Source organism: Stenotrophomonas sp. GD04054, assembly GCF_029836955.1.
GTDB classification, from domain to species: domain Bacteria; phylum Pseudomonadota; class Gammaproteobacteria; order Xanthomonadales; family Xanthomonadaceae; genus Stenotrophomonas; species Stenotrophomonas maltophilia_A.
In genome coordinates this window covers 112,710-132,106 of sequence record NZ_JAOECR010000005.1, presented here as the reverse complement: position 1 = coordinate 132,106, position 19,397 = coordinate 112,710, and the positions used below count along the sequence as shown (strand labels likewise).

Below are 19,397 nucleotides of genomic sequence, written 5' to 3'. Positions count from 1 at the left end.
GGCCGGGTTCTTGTCTGCTGCCCGACCCCGAAGGGGCAGGGCGGCAACGCCGGATCAGGCGGCCTTGAGGGCCTTGATGCGGTCGTTCAGGCGGCTCTTGTGGCGAGCAGCCTTGTTCTTGTGGATCAGGCCACGCGCGCTGAAGCGATCCAGGATCGGCTGGGCAACGGCGAAGGCGGCTTCGGCGCCGGCGGCATCGTTGGCGTCCAGCGCCTTGATCACTTTCTTGACAGCGGTGCGCAGCATCGAGCGCTGAGCCACGTTGCGCGCGTTGCGCACGACGGTCTGCTTGGCGCGCTTCTTGGCGGACTTGATATTGGCCACGGTGGTGGTTTCCTGAAAAAATCGGTGTTATGGGAACAGCAAGCTGGCTAGTATGATGGCCCGAGAAATGCACGTCAAGTCGATTGTCAAGAGGGACGCTGAGTGAGTTCACCGAAGATGTTGCGAGGCCTGCTGTCGTTCAGCAGCATGACCATGGTCTCGCGGGTGCTCGGACTTGTCCGTGACCAGGTGATCACCACCACGTTCGGCACCAATGCGGTTACCGATGCGTTCTGGGTTGCCTTCAGGGTACCCAATTTCCTGCGCCGGTTGTTCGCCGAAGGCTCTTTCGCCACCGCTTTCGTGCCGGTGTTCACGGAAGTGAAGGAAACCCGCAGCCATGCCGAGCTGCGTGAACTGATGGCCCGCACCGCCGGCACCCTGGGTGGGGTGCTGATGCTGGTCACCGCGCTGGCGCTGATCTTCGCGCCGCAGCTGGCGGTCGCATTCTCGAGTGGTGCTGATACCGACCCGGTCAAGCAGACCCTGCTGGTCGACCTGTTCCGCCTGACCTTCCCGTTCCTGCTGTTCGTCTCGCTGACCGCGCTGGCCGGTGGCGCGCTGAACAGCTTCCAGCGTTTCGCGATGCCGGCGCTGACCCCGGTCATCCTCAACCTGTGCATGATCGCCGGTGCGCTATGGCTGGCGCCGCGGCTGGGCGGCACCCCGGAAAAACAGATCCTGGCGCTGGGCTGGGCGGTACTCGCCGCCGGCATCCTGCAGCTGCTGTTCCAGCTGCCCTCGCTGAAGGGCATCAACCTGCTGACCCTGCCGCGCTGGGGCTGGCGCCATCCGGGCGTGCGCAAGGTGCTGACGCTGATGGTGCCGACCCTGTTCGGTTCGTCGGTGGCGCAGATCAACCTGCTGCTGGATACCCTCATCGCGGCCAAGCTGACCGACGGCTCGCAGTCGTGGCTGTCGCTGGCCGATCGCTTCCTGGAGCTGCCGCTGGGTGTGTTCGGCGTGGCGCTGGGCACGGTGATCCTGCCGGCGCTGGCCCGCCATCACGTCAGCACCGACCGCGAGGGTTTCTCGCGCTCGCTGGACTGGGGCCTGCGGATGACCCTGCTGATCTCGGTGCCGGCCATGCTGGGCCTGCTGCTGCTGGCCGAGCCGCTGATCGCCACTTTGTTCCAGTACCGCCAGTTCACCGCCTTCGATACCCGCATGACCGCGCTGTCGGTGTACGGCCTGAGTTTCGGCCTGCCGGCGTTCGCCCTGCTGAAGGTGGTGCTGCCGGCGTTCTATGCCCGCCAGGACACCAAGACCCCGGTCCGTGCCGGTGTGGCCGCGCTGGTGGCCAACATGGTGTTCAACTTCGCCCTGCTGGCCGTGCTCTACCAGGTGATGGTGCCGGACGAGCTGAAGGCGCAGGGCGTGATGGCGGCCATCGGCAAGCAGCCGGGCCTGCACCTGGCGCTGGGCATCGCCAGCGCACTGTCCAGTTACCTGAACCTGGGCCTGCTGTGGTACTGGCTGGGCAAGACCGATGTCTACCAGCGCCGGCCGGGCTGGGGCGGCTATCTGGTGCGGCTGCTGCTGGCCTGTGCGGCCATGGTCGGCGTGCTGTTGGCCCTGCTGCATTGGGTTCCCGACTTCACCGTCATGGACAAATGGCACCGTATCGGTGGCCTGATGCTGCTGGTCGGCGGCGGTGGCGCGACCTATGCGGTGGCCATGCTGGCGATGGGCTTCCGCCCGCGCGACCTGCGTGGGCATTGATCGCGGCCCGTGGCGGCTATACTTCAGGGTTACACCATTGAAGCGGCGGCCCCGGTCGGGCCGGAACGAGAGTTGATGAGCAGGCTGTTCAGAAGCGTCGAGGGCGGGGAGCTGTTCCCCAACGGAAGCGTGGTCTGTATCGGCGCATTCGACGGCCTCCATCTGGGCCATCGTGCGCTGGTGCGCCATGCGGTTGCCCGCGCGCGCGCCTTGGGCGTGGCCGCGGTGGCCGTGGCGTTCGAGCCGCTGCCACGTGAATTCTTCGCCCAGGGCACGCCGCCGCCGCGGCTGACCCTGGCGCGCAGCAAGGTCGAGATCCTGCGCGAGCTCGGCGTCGATGCGATCGGCCTGCTGCGTTTCGACGCAGCGATGGCGGCGATGCCGGCCGAGACCTTCGTGCGCCAGCTGCTGGTCAATCGCCTGAGTGCGCGTGAGGTCTGGATCGGGCCGGAGTTCTGCTTCGGCAACCGCCGCCGCGGCGACCTGGCCCTGCTGCAGCAGCTCGGCGCCGAGCTCGGCTTCAGCGCCGGCGAGATCGAAGCGGTCGATCTGCACGGCGAGCGCATCTCCAGCACCCGCATCCGCCAGCTGCTGCAGGACGGCGATTTCGCCCGTGCCGGCGACCTGCTCGGCCGTCCGTACGCGATCAGCGGGCGGGTGGTGCGCGGGCGCCAGCTCGGTCGTACGCTGGGCTTCCCCACTGCCAACCTGCGGTTCCCGAAGACCCCGGCGTTGTCGGGCATCTACGCAACCTGGGTGCACGGCGTGTTCGACCAGCCCTGGCCCTCGGTCTCCAGTTTCGGCACGCGGCCGACGGTGGACGGCGTGGAGCCGTTGCTGGAAGCCCATCTGTTCGATTTCCAGGGCGACCTGTACGGGCGCCACATCGACGTGGAGTTCGTCGCCAAGCTGCGCGACGAAGAGAAATTCAATGATCTGGCGGCACTGACCGACCAGATGCACCGCGACGCCGAACAGGCGCGCGCCATCCTTTCCGAACATAGATTGCGAGCCACTGCGTGAGCCAGGACTACAAGACCACCCTGAACCTGCCAGCCACCGAATTCCCGATGCGCGGCGACCTGCCCAAGCGCGAGCCGGGCATTCTGGCGCGGTGGGAAGAGCAGGGGCTCTACCAGCAGCTGCGCGACAACACCGCCGGCCGCCCGCTGTTCGTGCTGCATGATGGCCCGCCGTACGCCAACGGCCGCATCCACCTCGGCCACGCGGTCAACAAGATCCTGAAGGACATCATCGTCAAGTCGCGCTACCTGGCCGGCTTCGACGCGCCCTACGTGCCGGGCTGGGACTGCCATGGCCTGCCGATCGAGATCGCGGTCGAGAAGAAGTGGGGCAAGGTCGGCACCAAGCTCGACGCCGTCGAATTCCGCCAGAAGTGCCGCGAGTTCGCCGAAGAGCAGATCAACATCCAGCGCGTGGACTTCAAGCGCCTGGGCGTGACCGGCGACTGGGACAACCCGTACAAGACCCTGAGCTTCGACTTCGAAGCCAACGAGATCCGTGCGCTGGCCAAGGTCGTGGCCAATGGCCACCTGGTGCGTGGCGCCAAGCCGGTGTACTGGTGCTTCGACTGTGGCTCGGCGCTGGCCGAAGCCGAGATCGAGTACCAGGAAAAGGAATCGCCGGCGATCGACGTGGCCTACGCCGCGCGCGATGCGCAGGCCATCGGCCAGGCGTTCGGCGTGAGCGTGCCGGCTGACGTCGAAGTGGCCGTGCCGATCTGGACCACCACCCCGTGGACGCTGCCGGCTTCGCTGGCGGTGTCGCTGGGCGCGGAGATCAACTACGTGCTGGCCGAAGGCCCGGCGCACAACGGCAAGCGCCGTTGGCTGGTGCTGGCCGCGGCCCTGGCCGAGCGCGCGCTGCAGCGCTATGGCGTCGAAAACGTGGTGCTGCACGGTGAAACCACCGGTGCCGCGCTGGAGAACCAGCTGCTGGCGCACCCGTTCTACCCGGAGCGCGAGATCCTGGTGCTCAACGGCGACCACGTCTCCGACGAGGACGGTACCGGTGCGGTGCACACCGCCCCCGGCCACGGCCAGGAAGACTTCGTGGTCAGCCAGAAGTACGGCCTGCTGGACAAGTACAACGCCGGCCAGGTGACCCCGATCGACGGCCGTGGCGTGTACCTGGAATCGACCCCGCCGGCCGGTGACGTGGTGCTGGCCGGCCAGCACCTGTGGAAGGCGCAGGAGGCCATCGTCAGCGTGCTGCGCGACAACGGTTCGCTGCTGGCCTTCCACCCGATCCGCCACAGCTACCCGCACTGCTGGCGCCACAAGACGCCGGTGGTGTTCCGCGCCACCCCGCAGTGGTTCATCTCGATGGACAAGGCCAACCTGCGCAACGATGCGCTGGCCGCCATCGATACCGTCGGCTGGTTCCCGACCTGGGGCAAGGCGCGCATCCAGAGCATGGTCGACGGTCGTCCGGACTGGACCATCTCGCGCCAGCGCACCTGGGGCGTGCCGATCGCACTGTTCACCCATCGCCAGACCGGCGAGATCCACCCCCGTTCGGTGGAGCTGATGCAGCAGGTCGCCGACCGCGTCGAGGCCGAGGGCATCGACGTGTGGTATTCGCTGGATGCTGCTGAACTGCTGGGCGCCGAGGCGGCCGACTACGAGAAGGTCACCGACATCCTCGACGTCTGGTTCGACTCGGGCGTGACCCATGAAGGCGTGCTTGCGGCGCGTGGCTTCGGCAAGCCGGCCGACCTGTACCTGGAAGGTTCCGACCAGCATCGTGGCTGGTTCCAGTCCTCGCTGCTGACCGGCGTGGCGATCGACAAACGCGCGCCGTACAAGCAGTGCCTGACCCACGGCTTCACCGTGGACGAGCACGGCCGAAAGATGTCCAAGTCGCTGGGCAACGGCATCGAGCCGCAGGACATCATGAACAAGCTGGGCGCGGACATCCTGCGCCTGTGGATCGCCTCGGCCGACTACAGCAACGAGATGTCGCTGTCGCAGGAGATCCTCAAGCGCAACGCCGACGCCTACCGTCGCCTGCGCAACACCGCACGCTTCCTGCTCGGCAACCTGGACGGTTTCGATCCGGCCCAGCACCTGCAGCCGCTCGACCAGATGGTCGCGCTGGACCGCTGGATCGTGCATCGCGCGTGGGAGCTGCAGGAGAAGATCAAGGCGGCCTACGACGGCTACAACATGGCCGAGATCGTGCAGCTGCTGCTGAACTTCTGCAGCGTGGACCTGGGCTCGCTGTACCTGGACGTGACCAAGGACCGCCTGTACACGATGCCGACCGATTCGCACGGTCGCCGTTCGGCGCAGAGCGCGATGTACCACATCGCCGAAGCGTTCACCCGCTGGGTGGCGCCGATTCTGACCTTCACCGCCGACGAGCTGTGGGGCTACCTGCCGGGCGAGCATGCCGGACACGTGCTGTTCACCACCTGGTACGACGGCCTGGCGCCGCTGCCGGCCGATGCCCAGCTCAACGCCGCCGACTTCGACCAGCTGCTGGCCGTGCGCGAGCAGGTGGCCAAGGTGCTCGAGCCGATGCGTGCCAACGGTGCGATCGGCGCCGCACTGGAAGCGGAGATCACCATCGCCGCCAGTGAAGAACAGGCGGCGCGCTGGCAGCCGCTGGCCGATGAACTGCGTTTCCTGTTCATCAGCGGCGACGTGCAGGTGCGCCCGGCGACCACCGACGAAGTGTTCGTCAGCGCCCAGCCGACCACCAAGGCCAAGTGCGTGCGCTGCTGGCACCACCGCGCCGACGTCGGCAGCAACGCCGACCACCCGGAACTGTGCGGCCGCTGCGTGAGCAACATCACCGGTGCCGGCGAACTGCGGAGCTGGTTCTGATGGCCGCGCCCCGTCCGCATCCGAACGCCCTGGTCTGGCTGCTGCTGTCGGTGGCCATCATCGGCCTGGACCAGTGGTCCAAGGCCTGGGTGTTGTCGAGCCTGCCGGAGTTCCAGCCGGTGGTGGTCATCGACGGCTTCTGGAACTGGTACCGCACCTACAACACTGGTGCCGCGTTCAGTTTCCTGAGCGACGCCGGTGGCTGGCAGAAACACTTCTTCACCGTGTTGGCGATCGTCATCAGCGGCCTGATGGCCTGGTGGCTGCGTAGCACTGCCCGCGGCAACTGGAAGGCCGCGGTGCCGTACGCGCTGATCATCGGCGGCGCGATCGGCAACGTGATCGACCGCCAGGTGCATGGCCATGTGGTCGACTTCATCCAGTGGTACGTGGGCAGCTACACCTGGCCCTCGTTCAACATCGCCGATTCGGCCATCGTGGTGGGTGCCATCGGCATCGCCCTGTTTGGCCTGTTCGACGGCAAGTCCGCCAAAAAGGCGGATAATGCCAACCCGAAACCGTAAGCCGGCCGCTGCCGGGAGACTGAACTGATGGATGTGCTGCTCGCCAACCCGCGTGGATTCTGTGCCGGCGTCGATCGTGCGATCGAGATCGTCAAGCGCGCGATCGAAACGCTGGGCGCGCCCATCTACGTCCGCCATGAAGTGGTGCACAACCGCTTCGTGGTCGACGACCTGAAGCAGCGCGGTGCGATCTTCGTCGAGGAACTCGATGAAGTGCCGGACAACAACACGGTCATTTTCAGCGCGCATGGCGTGTCCCAGGCCGTGCGCCAGGAGGCCGAGCGTCGTGGCCTGAAGGTGTTCGACGCCACCTGTCCGCTGGTGACCAAGGTCCACTTCGAAGTGGCCCGCCACTGCCGTGCCGGCCGTGACGTGGTGCTGATCGGCCACGCCGGTCACCCGGAAGTGGAGGGCACCATGGGCCAGTGGAACCGCGAAGCCGGCACCGGCCAGATCTATCTGGTCGAGGATGTCGAGCAGGTTGCCACGCTGCACATCAACCAGCCGGAAAACTTCGCCTACACCACCCAGACCACGCTGTCGGTGGATGACACGCGCGGCATCATCGATGCATTGCGCGAGCGTTTCCCGGCAATGCAGGGCCCGAAGAACGACGACATCTGCTACGCCACGCAGAACCGCCAGGACGCCGTGCGCGATCTGGCCAAGCGCTGCGACCTGGTGCTGGTGGTCGGCTCGCCGAACAGTTCCAACTCCAACCGCTTGAGCGAGCTGGCCCGTCGTGAGGGTGTGGAGTCGTACCTGATCGACGGCGCGCACGAGATCGACCCGCAGTGGGTGGTTGGCAAGCAGCACATCGGCGTGACCGCAGGTGCCTCGGCGCCGCAGGTACTGGTCGATGGCGTGCTGGCGCGGCTGGCCGAGCTGGGTGCCAACGGCGTCGGTGAGCTGGATGGCGAGCCGGAGTCGATGGTGTTCGCACTGCCGAAGGAACTGCGCCTGCGCCTGGTCGACTGACCGCGAAGCGCCTCATCCACGCATGGCGTGGATCTACTGAAACTGCTCTGGTGGGTGCAAACCAGCACAAGGTGGGTGCGAACCTTGGTTCGCACGCTTCTGGGCATGCACAGATGGGCGCGCGCCCATGACCTTTGGCCATGGGGCCCTGCATCGCACAGGCCTAGCATCGGAGGATTCTCCGTTGTTGGAAGTTGCCCGATGAAGACCCGAGCCTTGGCGATGTCGTTGCTGTTCGCGCTGGCGGCCACGCCTGCACTTGCGCAGACCTCGCCACCGGCGAACGCGGCGGCTCCCGGCCTGCTGCGCATCGATGTCGACGCGCGCGATCTGGCCCGTCGCATCTTCAAGGTGACCGCCACCGTGCCGGTCAAGCCCGGCCCGGTCACCCTGCTGTACCCGCAGTGGATTCCCGGCAACCATTCGCCCACCGGCCCGATCGACAAGCTGGCCGGCCTGCGCGTGACGGCCAACGGCAAGCCGCTGGCCTGGCAGCGCGACGAGTTCAACGTCTATGCGTTCAAGGTGAACGTGCCCGAGGGCGTGAGCGAGATCGTCGCCCACTTCGATTTCCTGTCCTCGCAGGGCGGCGGCCAGGGCCGGGTGGTGATGACCCCGGAAATGCTCAACCTGCAGTGGAACGCCAATTCGCTGTATCCGGCCGGCGTCGATGCGCGCAACCTGCAGACGCAGGCCAGCGTGACCCTGCCCAAGGGCTGGTCGTTCGCCACTGCCCTGGAAACCGCGCGACGCGATGGCGATACCGTCGTCTTCAAGCCGATCTCGTATGACCATCTGGTTGATTCGCCCTTGTTCGCCGGCGAGCACTACCAGCGCATCGATCTCGACCCGGGCGCGAAGGTGCCAGTGCACCTCAACGTGTTTGCCGACGAAGCCAAGTCGCTGAAGCCGAGCGAGGCACAGATCGCGATGCACCGCGCGCTGGTGCAGCAGGCCGACAAGCTCTACGGTGCGCGCCACTACAACCACTATGAGTTTCTGCTGGCGTTGACCGACCGTCTCGGCGGCATCGGCCTGGAGCATCACCGCTCCAGCGAGAACAGCGCCGATCCGGGCTACTTCACCGAATGGGACAGCAACGCGTGGATGCGCGACCTGCTGCCGCACGAGTACACCCATTCCTGGAACGGCAAGTACCGCCGCGGCGCCGATCTGGCCACCGCCAACTTCAACGTGCCGATGGGCGACAGCCTGCTGTGGGTGTACGAGGGCCAGACCCAGTTCTGGGGCCAGGTGCTGGCGGCGCGTTCGGGCCTGTGGTCGACCACACAGGCGCGCGACATGCTGGCCAACGTGGCCGCGACTTATGACCGTGGTCGCCCGGGCCTGGCCTGGCGGCCGCTGCAGGACACCACCAACGACCCGACCATCGCCCAGCGCCGCACGTTGCCCTACCGCAACTACCAGATGAGCGAGGACTACTACTCCGGCGGCCAGATGCTGTGGCTGGAAGTGGAGGGCAAGCTGCGCGAACTGAGCGGCAATCGCCGCAGCCTGGACGACTTCGCACGTGCGTTCTTCAGCGTCGGCAATGGCAATTGGGACGTCAATCCGTACACCTTCGATGATGTGGTCGCGACCTTGAACGGTATCGCGCCGTACGACTGGGCGACGTTCCTGCGCGGGCGCCTGGATGGCCATGGTTCGTTGACCGGTGGCCTGGAACTGGCGGGCTGGAAGCTGGTTTACCGCGATACCCCGAACGACGCCTACAAGGCGCAGGAAAAGCGCGCCAAGGCCGCGTTGCTGGCGTACTCACTGGGTGCGACCGTGCTCGACAACGGCACGGTCGGTGACGTGATCTGGGACAGTCCGGCGTTCAACGCCGGTCTTGCACCGGGCATGAAGGTGATCGCGGTTGGCGGCCGTGAATACAGCAGCCAGCGCTTGAAGGATGCAGTCGCCGCCGCAGCAAAGGACAAGGCGCCGATCGTGTTGCTGGTGAAGCAGTTCGATCGCATCGAAACGATGAGCATCGCCTACCACGGTGGCCTGCAGTACCCGGTGCTGGAGCGCATCGCCGGCAAGCCTGACCGCCTGGCGGATCTGTGGAAGGCGCGATGAAGCCGCGCGCCCGCGATGGCGTGATCCTGTTGATGGCGATCCTCGCCATCGTGGGCGCATTCCTGCACGGCGATGGGCGTTGGCTGCACTGGCTGGCCAAGCCGGCCGCCACGCTGCTGATCGCTGCCATCGTCTGGCGCGTGCATGATCCGGTGCAGCCGTTCTACCGCCGCGCGGTGCTGGCCGGCATGCTGCTCTCGTGCGTGGGCGATATCGCACTGATGCTGCCGATGGATGCGTTCGTACCGGGACTGGTCGCGTTCCTGTTGGCGCACCTCTGCTACATCGTCGCATTCCGCGATGGCTTGCGTGCCGGACGCGGCCTGCTTGCCTCCAGCGTCCTGCTGGCGGCGTTCGCCGTGCTCAATGTACTTGGCCTGTGGCCGCACCTGCCCGCACCGATGCGCATTCCAGTGCTGGCGTACGTGGTGGTGCTGGCATCGATGGCGGTGCTGGCCCTGGCACGGCAGTGGCGCCGCCCGCAGCCTGACGCCATGGAGGCCGCCAGTGCCCGTTGGGCCGCCGCCGGTGCGTTGCTGTTCGTCGCCAGCGATTCACTGCTGGCCTGGGACCGCTTCGCCGGCGGCCTGCCGCTGGCCAGCCTGCTGGTGCTGTCCACGTACTACGCCGCGCAGTACGCCATCGCGCGCTCGGTGAAATAGAAAAAGGGGACGGAGGGGATTAAGTCGCAAACCGCACCAAGGCACATACGACTTAATCCCCTCCGTCCCTTTTTTGTGTGGCCTACCGGCGGCTCACGCCGCGCAGGGCGCCCTGCGCATCGAACTGCAGGCGCACGGATTCGCGGTCACCGGCGACTTCGTCCGGCAGCCATACCAGCTTGCCGGCTTTGCGCACGATCACGTAGACGTGGCCGACTTCAGATGCGGGGTTCTGCAGCGCATTGCGCTGTTCCTGCAGCGCCTGCGCCACGCGCGGAACAGCCTCGAAATCGATGCTGGCCAGTGATGTGCTGCTGCGCTGCAGGCTGATGGTCGGCGCAAACTGCTGCGGGTTCACCGGATTGCCCTTGCGCCATTGGCCACGTTCAAAGTGATAGCTGTCGACGTGGCCCGGCTGTTGCGGATCGACCAGATCGAGGTTGATGCGGCCATCGTCGTAGAAGTGGATGCTGTGGAAGACCGTCAGCCGCTGGCCGGCCAGCGCTGGCATCTGCTCCAGTGCCTGACGGGCAGCCAGCAGGTAGTCCGCATCGAACAGGCGGTTGTTGCGCTCGGGCGCTCCAGCGGTGCTCGCGGCGGGGAAGGGCGCCGGGGACGGCACAAGCGATGCGGATTGTTCGCGCGGCGACTGGGACGAGACGGACGCGGGCAACCGGTCCGGCTGTACCGAATGCCCCAGCGTTTCGCTGATGGTCTGCAGGGCGCCGCCGGCAACGGCCACGCCCGCCAGAACCAGCAGCAGTACCAGGAATACTGTGCGGGTTGAGGGCGGCTGTTTCATACTCCCTCCAGGCGCACGTTGCTGCGGTCATCCGGGTCGTACAGCAGCGTCACATGCTCGCGCGGGATGTTGGCCAGTTCAATCAGCGGGATGAAGCGGCGCACGCGAGCCTGCTGCACGTTGCCTTCGCGGTCGATGTATTCCAGCTGGAACTCCACCTGCGGCTGTTCGTTGAGGTAGGTGCCGGTCTGACGCACCTTCAACACCCTGGCCTCCACGCCGATGCCGCGATACTTCAGCGCATCGCCGCGGGCATCGGCGTGCAGTAGGCGGCCGAGCAGGCGCAGGCCCAGCGCATAGCCACACAGCACCAGCGGGCACACCAGCAGCGGGTGACCGAACGACAGGAAGGTCCAGCCCAGCCCCTCGCTCTGCAGCTGGTAGGCCCACACATAGGCAGCGGCAACGATGGCGATGCCGAGTGCTGCACCGATGCCGCGCCGCCACAGGCTGGCGACATTCAGTTCGGGCTGGGCACCGTCCAGCACGATGTTGGGGAATGCTCCGGGTGTCCGGCCCAGGCGCGCATCGATGTGCCTGCCCACCTCGAAGCGATGCAGCTGGGGTTTGCTGTCGACCACCAGCATCTGTTCGCGGACCGGCGTACCGGACAGGTTCTTGAAGGACAACTGCAGTTTCCATTGCGCGAACCCACGTACCTGCACGCCGGTCTGTTCGGCCTGCTCGATCAGCGCACTGCGCGGTTCACCGTCGGCCAGGATCGACTGCACCCGGTGCAGTGCGCGTGGCGGCCCCAGCAACAGGTAGTGCAGGAAGGCGAACAGCAGCATCAGCCACAGGACCATCGACAGTGCGAGCAGCAACAGTGCCAGCCACGGTGCGCTGCGGTCGACCAGCGCTACCGGCCACGAAGTGCCGAAATAGAGAATGCAGGGAAAAGGCAACGCGAAGAACAGCAGGAACGCGCCCCAGAACCAGAGATAGGCTTTCATGGGGGAAGGGGACCGCGGTGGAACAGGGCGCGTAGATTACTACGCTTCAGCGGAACTGCAGGGTAAGCAGGTAGTAGCGGCCGAGCGGATCGTCCAGCCCGGGCATCTGCCCGCCATTGCCGACCAGATAGTTCACCGGTTGCGTGTCCAGCACGTTGTGCACGTCCAGCGCTGCAACGATGCGCGGCCCCAGCCGGCGTGCGAGGTGCAGGTTCCAGCGCAGCTGCCGTGGGTTCATGCAGTGGTTCCGGTCGACCTGCTTCTGCGGGCACTCCGCCCCCGGCAGCCAGGCACGCGTGCGCCCGATCTGGTTGCCGCGCAGCGCGATGTCCCAGTTGCTGTTCTGCCATTGCACGTTCAACACCGCAGCCAGCTCGGGTGTCACATGGCCACGCAGGTCCACGGCGGCCTCATGGTCACGGCGGCGAAGCAGTTCCTGCTGCTTCAGCGCATCGAGCGAAAACAACCATTGGCCGTTGCTGCCGCTGTCGATGCGGTACTCGCCACGCAGCACCCAGTTGCGGGAGGTGGTGCGGCCGATGTTGTCGAACGACAGGCGCAGGCTGCCCAGGTGGCCGTCTTCATCCAGTTCCCACGTGCTGCGGTTCCACACCGCATCGCTCGGCTGCAGGGCGAGGATCTCGTTGCGCAGTTCCACGATGTTGTGGGTCAGCGACAGCGAGAATGTGTCGTCGGGCGTCCACGTGGCTGCCAGCGAATGGCTGCGTGATCGCTCGGCCTTCAGTGCATCGTTCTCAACCACGTTGGCCGTGACGCTGCAGCCGCCACCACGCGCGGCGATCGCACATTCCGGAAGGGCACTGGACACCGGAAGCGTGATCGAGCCGAAGTAGCCGGGAGGCCGCCGTTGCTCGAACAGGCTCGGTGCACGATAGCCGCGCCCGCTGGCCAGCAGGAACGACCAGTGCGGCGTCGGGCTCCAGCGCAGCCCGGCACGAGGCGAGAACGCCATGAAGCCGCCGTCGCGGTCCCAGCGTGCAGCCAGGTCCGCGCGCAGCGTGGGGGCCAGCGGCAGGCCCAGCTCGGCGTAGACGCCACTGCTTTGTCGCGACAGGCGGCGTCGCTGCTGTGGCAGGCCCAGCGCAAGGTCGCCCTGGCTCAGCAGTGCGTCCGGGCGCGAGGTCCAGCGTTCATGGCGCAGGTCGATGCCGGTGGCCAGCTGCGCATTGCCGCCGGGCATTGCCATCAGCTCACGCTGCACGCCCCACCAGCCCTGCCATTGTGCGGTGCTGCCGCGGTTGCGGATGGACGGAAACAGCGTGTCCGCCTCGGCCGCCGGCGGCGCGTCGAAACCGGGAGTGAACCTGCGCGCCTGCGTTGCTTCAAGCAGGCGTGTCGTGCGCACGGTGCCTGCAGTGGACAAGGTCACGTCGCTGCGCTGCGCGCTGATGCCCGCCTCCCAGCTGCGCCGGCCCTGGTCGCGGCCGATGCCGAAGGTAAGGTCGGCATCGGTGGCGCGGACGCTGGGGCGCACGTTGCCGGCCTCACGCAGCACACTGTTGAAGGTGATTCCGCGCGAGACCACCGCAACGGCGGTCGGGCCCAGATCGAAGCGCTGGCGGTTGTGACTGGCCCGCGCCTCGACATAGGCATAGCGTCCCTCACCACGTTCATGCCGGTAGTGCAGGAAGGCCGACGCGGTATCCGAGGCGGGCTGCAGCGACCGCGGCCGCGCGCTGTCAAACCAGCAGCCATCCTCGCGCCGCTTCAGGGGCGGCTCGCAGCGCCGGGCGGGCACGTACCAGTTGCCGAAGATTGCGCCGATCGGATACAGCGAGGTTTCCGCGTGCCAGTCACGCTGGTCACCGGCGACATGTTCGACACGGTGCAGATCGAGTCCGGCAAACCAGCGGTCCCCGTTGCCACGCGCGCCGCCCGTGGCGGCCTGCAGGCGGTACTGGCCCGCATCGCCGCGGCTGCTGAGCCCGGTCTGCAGCATGGCTTCGGGCCCATCGGCCTGGTCGCGCAGGATGATGTTGACCACGCCGGACATGGCGTCGGCCCCATAGATGGCCGAGGCACCACCGCGTACCAGTTCGATGCGGTCGACGAAGCTCAGCGGAATGCCGCCGAGGTCGGTGAGCCCACCCTGTTCCAGCGACACCATCGGATAGCGCGGCAGGCGCCGGCCGTTGACCAGGAACAGCGTCGCCCGCGGGCCCATGCCGTCGAGACTGGTGGTGGCCGCTGCGCCCACCGGCAGGTACTGCGAATCGCCGCCGCGCGAGGTGCTCATGGCCGGATGGCCGTTCATGCCGGGCAGGTGCCGCAGCAGGTCGAACAGATTGCCGTAGCCGCTGCGCAGGATATCGTCGCGATCGATGGTGGTGACCGGCAGTGTGGTCTGCACCGAAGAGCGCGGCAGCCGGCTGCCGGTGACATGGATGGGCGCCAGTTCCACCTGGTGTGGCGTGTCGGCGGACTTGGGAGCCGGGCGCGGCAGGCGCGGGGCTGCGACCGCTTTCGGCGGCGTGGCAGGGGGCTCGGGATGGACGCGCCGCACGACAAAGGCACCGGATGAAGTGCGCAGGATGTTCACCGGCAGGCCGGCGACCAGCTGCTTCAGGGAGGCCCCGGTATCGCGTTGGTCACGGCTGCCGCCGGTGCGCAGATCATCCAGTTCACGTGCGTCGAACAGCAGGGCGGTGCCACTCTGCCGGGCCCATTGCTGCAGTGCCGGCACCAGTGGGCCGGCGCCCACGTCGATCTCCAGCGTGCCGGCGGGCTCGCCGGCATCGGCCATCGGTAGTGCGGCAACACCCAGTGCAAGGCATAGCAGGGCGCGGAGCAGCCCCCACTGCAGCGCACCCGGACCTGCCTTCACTGCCGGTCTCCTCAGTAGGTGCGGCGCAGTTCCAGCGCGCCATCCGGACGCGTCTGGCCAGCCACGGACCAACCCAGTTCCAGCGCCGACAGCAGCTCCTGTGCATCACCGGCGCGGAAGGTGCCGCTTACAGCCAGGTCGGTGATCTCCGGATCGACGATCACCAGTGGCGTGCGGCCATAACGGTTCATGCGCTCGACCACGATCGACAGTGGCGTGGCATCGAACACCAGTTGCCCACGCAGCCAGCCTTCAGCGGCTGCGTTGGACGAGAGGGCAGGGCCCGGCTGGATACGGCCGGAGGGCAATACCTGCAGCTGTTGGCCGGGTGCCAGCGTGTGCTGCGCTGCGCCGTTGCTGACTTCCACGGCACCTTCCAGCAGCGCGACCTCGACCAGACCATCGCGCAGGCGTTCCACCTGGAAGGTCGTGCCGATGTCGCGGATCGTACTGCCGCCGGCGTGCAGCTGCAGCGCCTTGTTCGACGGTGCGACCTGCAGTTGCAGCCGACCCCGCTCCAGCACCAGATCACGATGGCGCCAGCCGAAGCGGGCGCGGAGGGTGGTGCCGGCATCCAGCATGGCGACGCTGCCATCGGCCAGCGTCTGCTGCTGTGCCTGGTGCGAATCATTGGCGTAGACCTGTGGCGTCGGGTTGCCGTCGACGGCAACCATCCAGCCGATGCCGATCGCCATGCAGACACCGGCGGCAGCGGCCACGCCCGGCAACCAGCGCCGGCGCGGCGGACGCGCCGCCCGTGCCGCGGCGGTGCGCAGCCAGGGGTCAGCCGCAAGCTCCGCACCCTGCTGGAACAGGGTTTCGGCCTGCACCCAGGCTTTGACGTGGGCCGGATCTTCGGCCAGCCAGTCCTCGAACGTTTCGCGTTCGGCCGATGTGCAGTCCGGGGCTTCCAGGCGGGCTACCCAGGCGCTGGCGCGTTCAAACAGCTGTGCATCATCCCTGTGCGGGGTGCCACTCATTGGCCGTCCCTGTCGTTGTGCAGCGGATCCGATCCCAACTCCTGACGCAGGCCCTGCAGGGCCCGGGCGATATGTTTTTCCACGGTCTTGGCAGTAATTCCACAATGCCGCGCGATCTGCGTGTAGCTCATGCCGGTGATGCGGTTGAGCAGATAGACCTCGCGTGCGCGTTCGGGCAGCTTGAACAGGGCCTGCCGCAGCAGGGACAGCATCTGCCCTGACTCGGCCTGGCGCAATGGATCGGGCGAGGAACTGGACGGTTCGTCGCTGCCATCGTGTTCGGCCAGCGGCAGATGCGGCCGCGACTGCGGCGAGCGGCCGCGGTCTGCCAGGCGGTTGCGGGCGATACGATACAGCAGCAGGCGCAGTTCGTCCGGGCCCTGTGCGCGATAGCGGATCAGCCGTTCCATGCAGTCCTGCGCGATATCCTCCGCATCCTCAGGCCCGACCCCCCGCGTGCGCAGGAACGCGCACAGCGGTGCGCGCTCTTCACGTACGAACGCGATGAAGGCATCCGCAGGTGCGGGCGGCTCCGGCGCGCGATGGATCAGGGGAGACGGGGTGGACAGGGCTGGCCTCGACTGTCGGTGGCGAATGCGTCATCGAGTTTTACGCGACGATGACCGGATGGGGAAGAGTGTGCATCGATCGGATTCTCATTGTGAATGTATTCATTTTTCAGGATCCGTTCCACTGGGGGAGATCGCCCCGCTGCGGCGTTGATCGTTCTACCCGCGTGTTGCGGGTGGAGAGAGAGAACGCATGAAGTATTCGAAGTTGAGCCTGGCCCTGGCCGGGCTGATGAGCGTTGGCGCCATATCCGTGGTGGATGACGTCATGGCAATGAATTATCACGTGCAGGACGATCGCGTCTTCCTCAGCGGCGGCGTCACCGTCGCCGATGTGGTGGCGCTGCCCGCACTGCTGGCCAAGGCGCAGGCTGAAGGCCGTCCGATCCGCGAAGTCGTGCTGCGAACGTCCAACGGTGGCGCGCTGATTGCCGGCGAGTGGCTGCAGGCGGTGATCCGTACCCAGGGCCTGGACACCATCGTGTCCGGCCACTGCATTTCGTCCTGCTCGATCATGCAGTCCGGTGGCGTCAACCGTTACCTCGGCGGCGATCTGCCGCTGGTCGACTCGGTGCAGATCCATGCCGCCAGCAGTGGTGGCAGGATCACCTATGCGCCGTCGCCGCGCATGACCCAGATCTACACAGGCAACTACGGCGGTGGCATGGATGCGGGCCTGTTGCACAAGGCCATGTATGAAGTGGTGCAGCCCAATGGCCTGCTGGTATTCCGCGACCCGGCGCGTACCACGGGTACGTCGGTTACCTTCGATCCGGATGGCAGTGGGAGCAAGCTGGAGTCATTCCCGGGCCAGGACATCCGCAGCAACAGCATCATCAACACGGCGGGCTATCGCGATCCGGGTGACACCCTTCGTGTCACCAGCAACGTCAGCGGCGACATCAACCCGGGCTACCTGCGCACCGCGCGCCAGCTGCAGGCCTTCGTCGACGACGATTTCGCGCGCTGGAATACCGACTGGGCCAGCACCTACATCAACTATGCGGTGAGCCTGTACAACTTCTCCACGCGGGGGGCGAACGGTATCGGCGCGCAGTCGTTGCAGCAGCTGCTCGCCGACCCCGACCTCCAGGATGAACTGCGCGGCCAGCTGCGGCTGGCCGATCTGGATGCCTCGACCCTGGCCAACTCCGCCGGCGTGATCCGTGTCAGCAATGGCGCCACCTGGCGCACCGCTGAAACCACCGGCGCCGATTTCATTCTGGTGGACAACGGCACCATCGCACTGGAGGGTGGTGCGCTGCGCACCCCCGAGCTGCGGGTGATGCCGGGCAGCATCGTGGTTGGCCACGGTGATATCGCATCGGTCGGCACCGACAGCGATGCGCTGCTGGATGGCACCGGCCCGTCCTACCGCGAAGATGGCTTCAACCGCCTGCGCGTGTTCGGCACGCTGATGCCGCGCGGTGGGGATCTGGTGACCCACGGCTACGTCAACATCATGCCCGGCGGCCAGGTGCTGTTTGATGTTACCGAAGCCGGTGGTACCGGCAGTGGCCGCCTGCGCGTCGGCAGCTTCTACGACGGCGGCACCGAGGAGGGCGCGCTGGTGATCGCGCAGGGCGCACACCTTGCGTTGAATGTGGCCCAGGGCTTCTATGCCGGTGCCTACCGCCGCGATCTGGTGGAAGGGCCGATCTACCAGGGGGGCTTCCAGGATGTCGTGCGGCTGGGGGACGCCGGATACAGTGCCAGCATCACTGCTGGTGAAGTGTTCCGCCCGCGCCACAATTCACTGCTCAGCTTCAACGTGAAGCAGACGGCCGATGGCCTGTGGCTGACCGCCAACCCGGGCTTTGACCAGCTGGGCCTGTTTGCCAACGGTACGTCCGGCGACGGCCTGGGCCGCGCGCTGGCGACCGCCTCCGATCGCCAGGACAAGGGACTGAGATCGCTGCTGGGCGCACTGCAGTTCGCCGACCGCGATGTGATCGCACAACAGGCCGGTGCCCTGCGCGGTGATGCGCACGCCAGCCTGCGACTGGCCGACACCGCGCTGGTGGGCAGCATCGGCAACGTCGTGCAGCAGCACCAGTCGGCCATGCGCAGCGGCGGTGATGCCGATGGCCTGGCCTCGCAGGTGGCGCAGTCGGTCTCCTCCCAGCCGGGCATGCGCCATGGCAGCCTGTTCAACCAGCTGGCGATGCACCTGGTCGAGCCGGCGTCGGGCAGCGTTGCGGGCAGCGCTGATGCTGGACGCAGCCACGGCATCTGGGCACGTGGTTTCGCCAGCCATGGTCGCATCGATGCTGACGGTGGCGTGGCCGGCCTGAGCCACACCATCGGTGGCATCGTGGTCGGTGCCGATACCCGCGTGGCCGATGACCGCGTGACCCTGGGCGTCAGCGTGGCCGCGGCGGACATGTCGACCAAGGCCAGCGATGGCTCTGGTTTCACTGGTGACGTGCGTGCGCTGGACGTGGGCGGCTACCTCGATGCGACGTACGCGCGCGGCTATCTGTCGGCGGCCGTGCGCTACACCGATCTGCGCCACGATACGCGTCGCAGCATCAACGGCATCGATGGCCTGCAGCAGCCACTGCGCGCCAAGTACAGCAACGATGCGATCTCCGCACGGGTGGAACATGCGTTCTCCTTCACCACCGCCAAGGGCCTGGTGATCCAGCCGTTGCTGCCGGTGGTGGACTACGCGCGCACCTCGGCCACCCGCTTCAACGAAGGGCAGGGCGCCGGTGCGCTGGTTGGCCGCAGCGGCAGCCTGGAGAGCATCCGCGTGGGTGCGGGCCTGCAGCTGTTCAAGACCTTCGAAGGCAACAACGGCGAGCGCATCACCCCGCGCGCCCGGGTGGTCTGGCAGAAGGAACTGGGCGATTCGCAGGCCCGCTACAGCACCGGCTTCGCCGCGGCACCGGATCTGGTGTTCGGCGCCAGCAGCCAGGCGGTGGGCGAGCAGGTGCTGGCCTGGAACGTGGGCGTGACCAGTCGCGCCAGCGAGCGCCTGTCGATCATGGCCGATTACGTGGGTGAGCGCCGCGACGGGCAGATCCAGAACGGCGTGATGCTGGGCCTGGGCTACAAGTTCTAAGTGACGCCCGGCACCGGCGATGACGGCATCGCCGG

14 protein-coding genes are annotated in these 19,397 nt (G+C 66.9%); 8 read left to right on the top strand and 6 right to left on the bottom strand.

Annotated elements, in window-relative coordinates:
- Window positions 1-54: 54 nt before the first annotated feature.
- Entirely contained in the window at window positions 55-324 is a 270-nt protein-coding gene (rpsT, locus tag N7573_RS05195) for a 30S ribosomal protein S20 (protein ID WP_005408560.1), read from the bottom strand.
- A gap of 117 nt (window positions 325-441) precedes the next feature.
- Between rpsT and murJ the strand changes: the two genes are divergently transcribed.
- The 7 genes from murJ to N7573_RS05160 all read left to right on the top strand — a co-directional run bounded on the left by murJ (window position 442) and on the right by N7573_RS05160 (window position 10,146).
- Window positions 442-2,046: a murein biosynthesis integral membrane protein MurJ gene (gene murJ / locus N7573_RS05190; RefSeq protein ID WP_049462332.1), complete on the top strand. Its 1,605-nt coding sequence runs from the start codon at window positions 442-444 to the stop codon at window positions 2,044-2,046.
- 75 nt (window positions 2,047-2,121) lie between these two features.
- Window positions 2,122-3,069 (top strand): bifunctional riboflavin kinase/FAD synthetase, encoded by a 948-nt coding sequence (locus tag N7573_RS05185; protein ID WP_032127582.1) that lies wholly within the window; start codon window positions 2,122-2,124, stop codon window positions 3,067-3,069.
- Entirely contained in the window at window positions 3,066-5,897 is a 2,832-nt protein-coding gene (gene ileS, locus N7573_RS05180; protein ID WP_279911865.1) for an isoleucine--tRNA ligase, read from the top strand. The genes N7573_RS05185 and ileS overlap by 4 nt, the downstream gene beginning before the upstream one ends.
- Complete coding sequence (gene lspA, locus N7573_RS05175; protein ID WP_032127580.1) at window positions 5,897-6,421, top strand: signal peptidase II; 525 nt, start codon at window positions 5,897-5,899, stop codon at window positions 6,419-6,421. Before ileS ends, lspA begins: the two co-directional genes overlap by 1 nt.
- Window positions 6,422-6,448: 27 nt before the next feature.
- Window positions 6,449-7,399, top strand: coding sequence for a 4-hydroxy-3-methylbut-2-enyl diphosphate reductase (ispH, locus tag N7573_RS05170; RefSeq protein WP_032127579.1), 951 nt, complete (start codon window positions 6,449-6,451; stop codon window positions 7,397-7,399).
- Between the two features lie 201 nt (window positions 7,400-7,600).
- Window positions 7,601-9,484: a peptidase M61 gene (locus tag N7573_RS05165; RefSeq protein ID WP_279911866.1), complete on the top strand. Its 1,884-nt coding sequence runs from the start codon at window positions 7,601-7,603 to the stop codon at window positions 9,482-9,484.
- Entirely contained in the window at window positions 9,481-10,146 is a 666-nt protein-coding gene (locus tag N7573_RS05160; protein ID WP_279911867.1) for a lysoplasmalogenase, read from the top strand. Before N7573_RS05165 ends, N7573_RS05160 begins: the two co-directional genes overlap by 4 nt.
- 82 nt (window positions 10,147-10,228) lie before the next feature.
- Here N7573_RS05160 and N7573_RS05155 read toward each other — a convergent pair whose 3' ends face one another.
- Genes N7573_RS05155 through N7573_RS05135 form a run of 5 tightly spaced genes read right to left on the bottom strand, consistent with a single transcriptional unit; the run spans window position 10,229 to window position 16,232 of the window.
- Window positions 10,229-10,948: a hypothetical protein gene (locus N7573_RS05155; RefSeq protein WP_032127576.1), complete on the bottom strand. Its 720-nt coding sequence runs from the start codon at window positions 10,946-10,948 to the stop codon at window positions 10,229-10,231.
- Complete coding sequence (locus tag N7573_RS05150) at window positions 10,945-11,901, bottom strand: hypothetical protein (RefSeq protein WP_032127575.1); 957 nt, start codon at window positions 11,899-11,901, stop codon at window positions 10,945-10,947. The genes N7573_RS05155 and N7573_RS05150 overlap by 4 nt, the downstream gene beginning before the upstream one ends.
- Window positions 11,902-11,947: 46 nt before the next feature.
- Window positions 11,948-14,746, bottom strand: coding sequence for a TonB-dependent receptor (locus tag N7573_RS05145; protein ID WP_279911868.1), 2,799 nt, complete (start codon window positions 14,744-14,746; stop codon window positions 11,948-11,950).
- Between the two features lie 11 nt (window positions 14,747-14,757).
- Complete coding sequence (locus N7573_RS05140) at window positions 14,758-15,726, bottom strand: FecR domain-containing protein (protein ID WP_032127573.1); 969 nt, start codon at window positions 15,724-15,726, stop codon at window positions 14,758-14,760.
- Complete coding sequence (locus N7573_RS05135; protein ID WP_029379863.1) at window positions 15,723-16,232, bottom strand: RNA polymerase sigma factor; 510 nt, start codon at window positions 16,230-16,232, stop codon at window positions 15,723-15,725. The genes N7573_RS05140 and N7573_RS05135 overlap by 4 nt, the downstream gene beginning before the upstream one ends.
- 256 nt (window positions 16,233-16,488) lie before the next feature.
- On the opposite strand from N7573_RS05135, the gene N7573_RS05130 reads away from it, so the two are divergent.
- Entirely contained in the window at window positions 16,489-19,362 is a 2,874-nt protein-coding gene (locus N7573_RS05130) for an autotransporter domain-containing protein (protein ID WP_279911869.1), read from the top strand.
- Window positions 19,363-19,397 lie beyond the last annotated feature (35 nt).

Coding starts and splice junctions, on each gene's coding strand:
- ispH (WP_032127579.1), top strand. CDS start 6,449: ATGGATGTGCTGCTCGCCAACCCGCGTGGATTCTGTGCCGGCGTCGAT.
- N7573_RS05130 (WP_279911869.1), top strand. CDS start 16,489: ATGAAGTATTCGAAGTTGAGCCTGGCCCTGGCCGGGCTGATGAGCGTT.
- lspA (WP_032127580.1), top strand. CDS start 5,897: ATGGCCGCGCCCCGTCCGCATCCGAACGCCCTGGTCTGGCTGCTGCTG.
- murJ (WP_049462332.1), top strand. CDS start 442: ATGTTGCGAGGCCTGCTGTCGTTCAGCAGCATGACCATGGTCTCGCGG.
- N7573_RS05150 (WP_032127575.1), bottom strand. CDS start 11,901: ATGAAAGCCTATCTCTGGTTCTGGGGCGCGTTCCTGCTGTTCTTCGCG.
- N7573_RS05185 (WP_032127582.1), top strand. CDS start 2,122: ATGAGCAGGCTGTTCAGAAGCGTCGAGGGCGGGGAGCTGTTCCCCAAC.
- N7573_RS05165 (WP_279911866.1), top strand. CDS start 7,601: ATGAAGACCCGAGCCTTGGCGATGTCGTTGCTGTTCGCGCTGGCGGCC.
- N7573_RS05140 (WP_032127573.1), bottom strand. CDS start 15,726: ATGAGTGGCACCCCGCACAGGGATGATGCACAGCTGTTTGAACGCGCC.
- N7573_RS05155 (WP_032127576.1), bottom strand. CDS start 10,948: ATGAAACAGCCGCCCTCAACCCGCACAGTATTCCTGGTACTGCTGCTG.
- N7573_RS05160 (WP_279911867.1), top strand. CDS start 9,481: ATGAAGCCGCGCGCCCGCGATGGCGTGATCCTGTTGATGGCGATCCTC.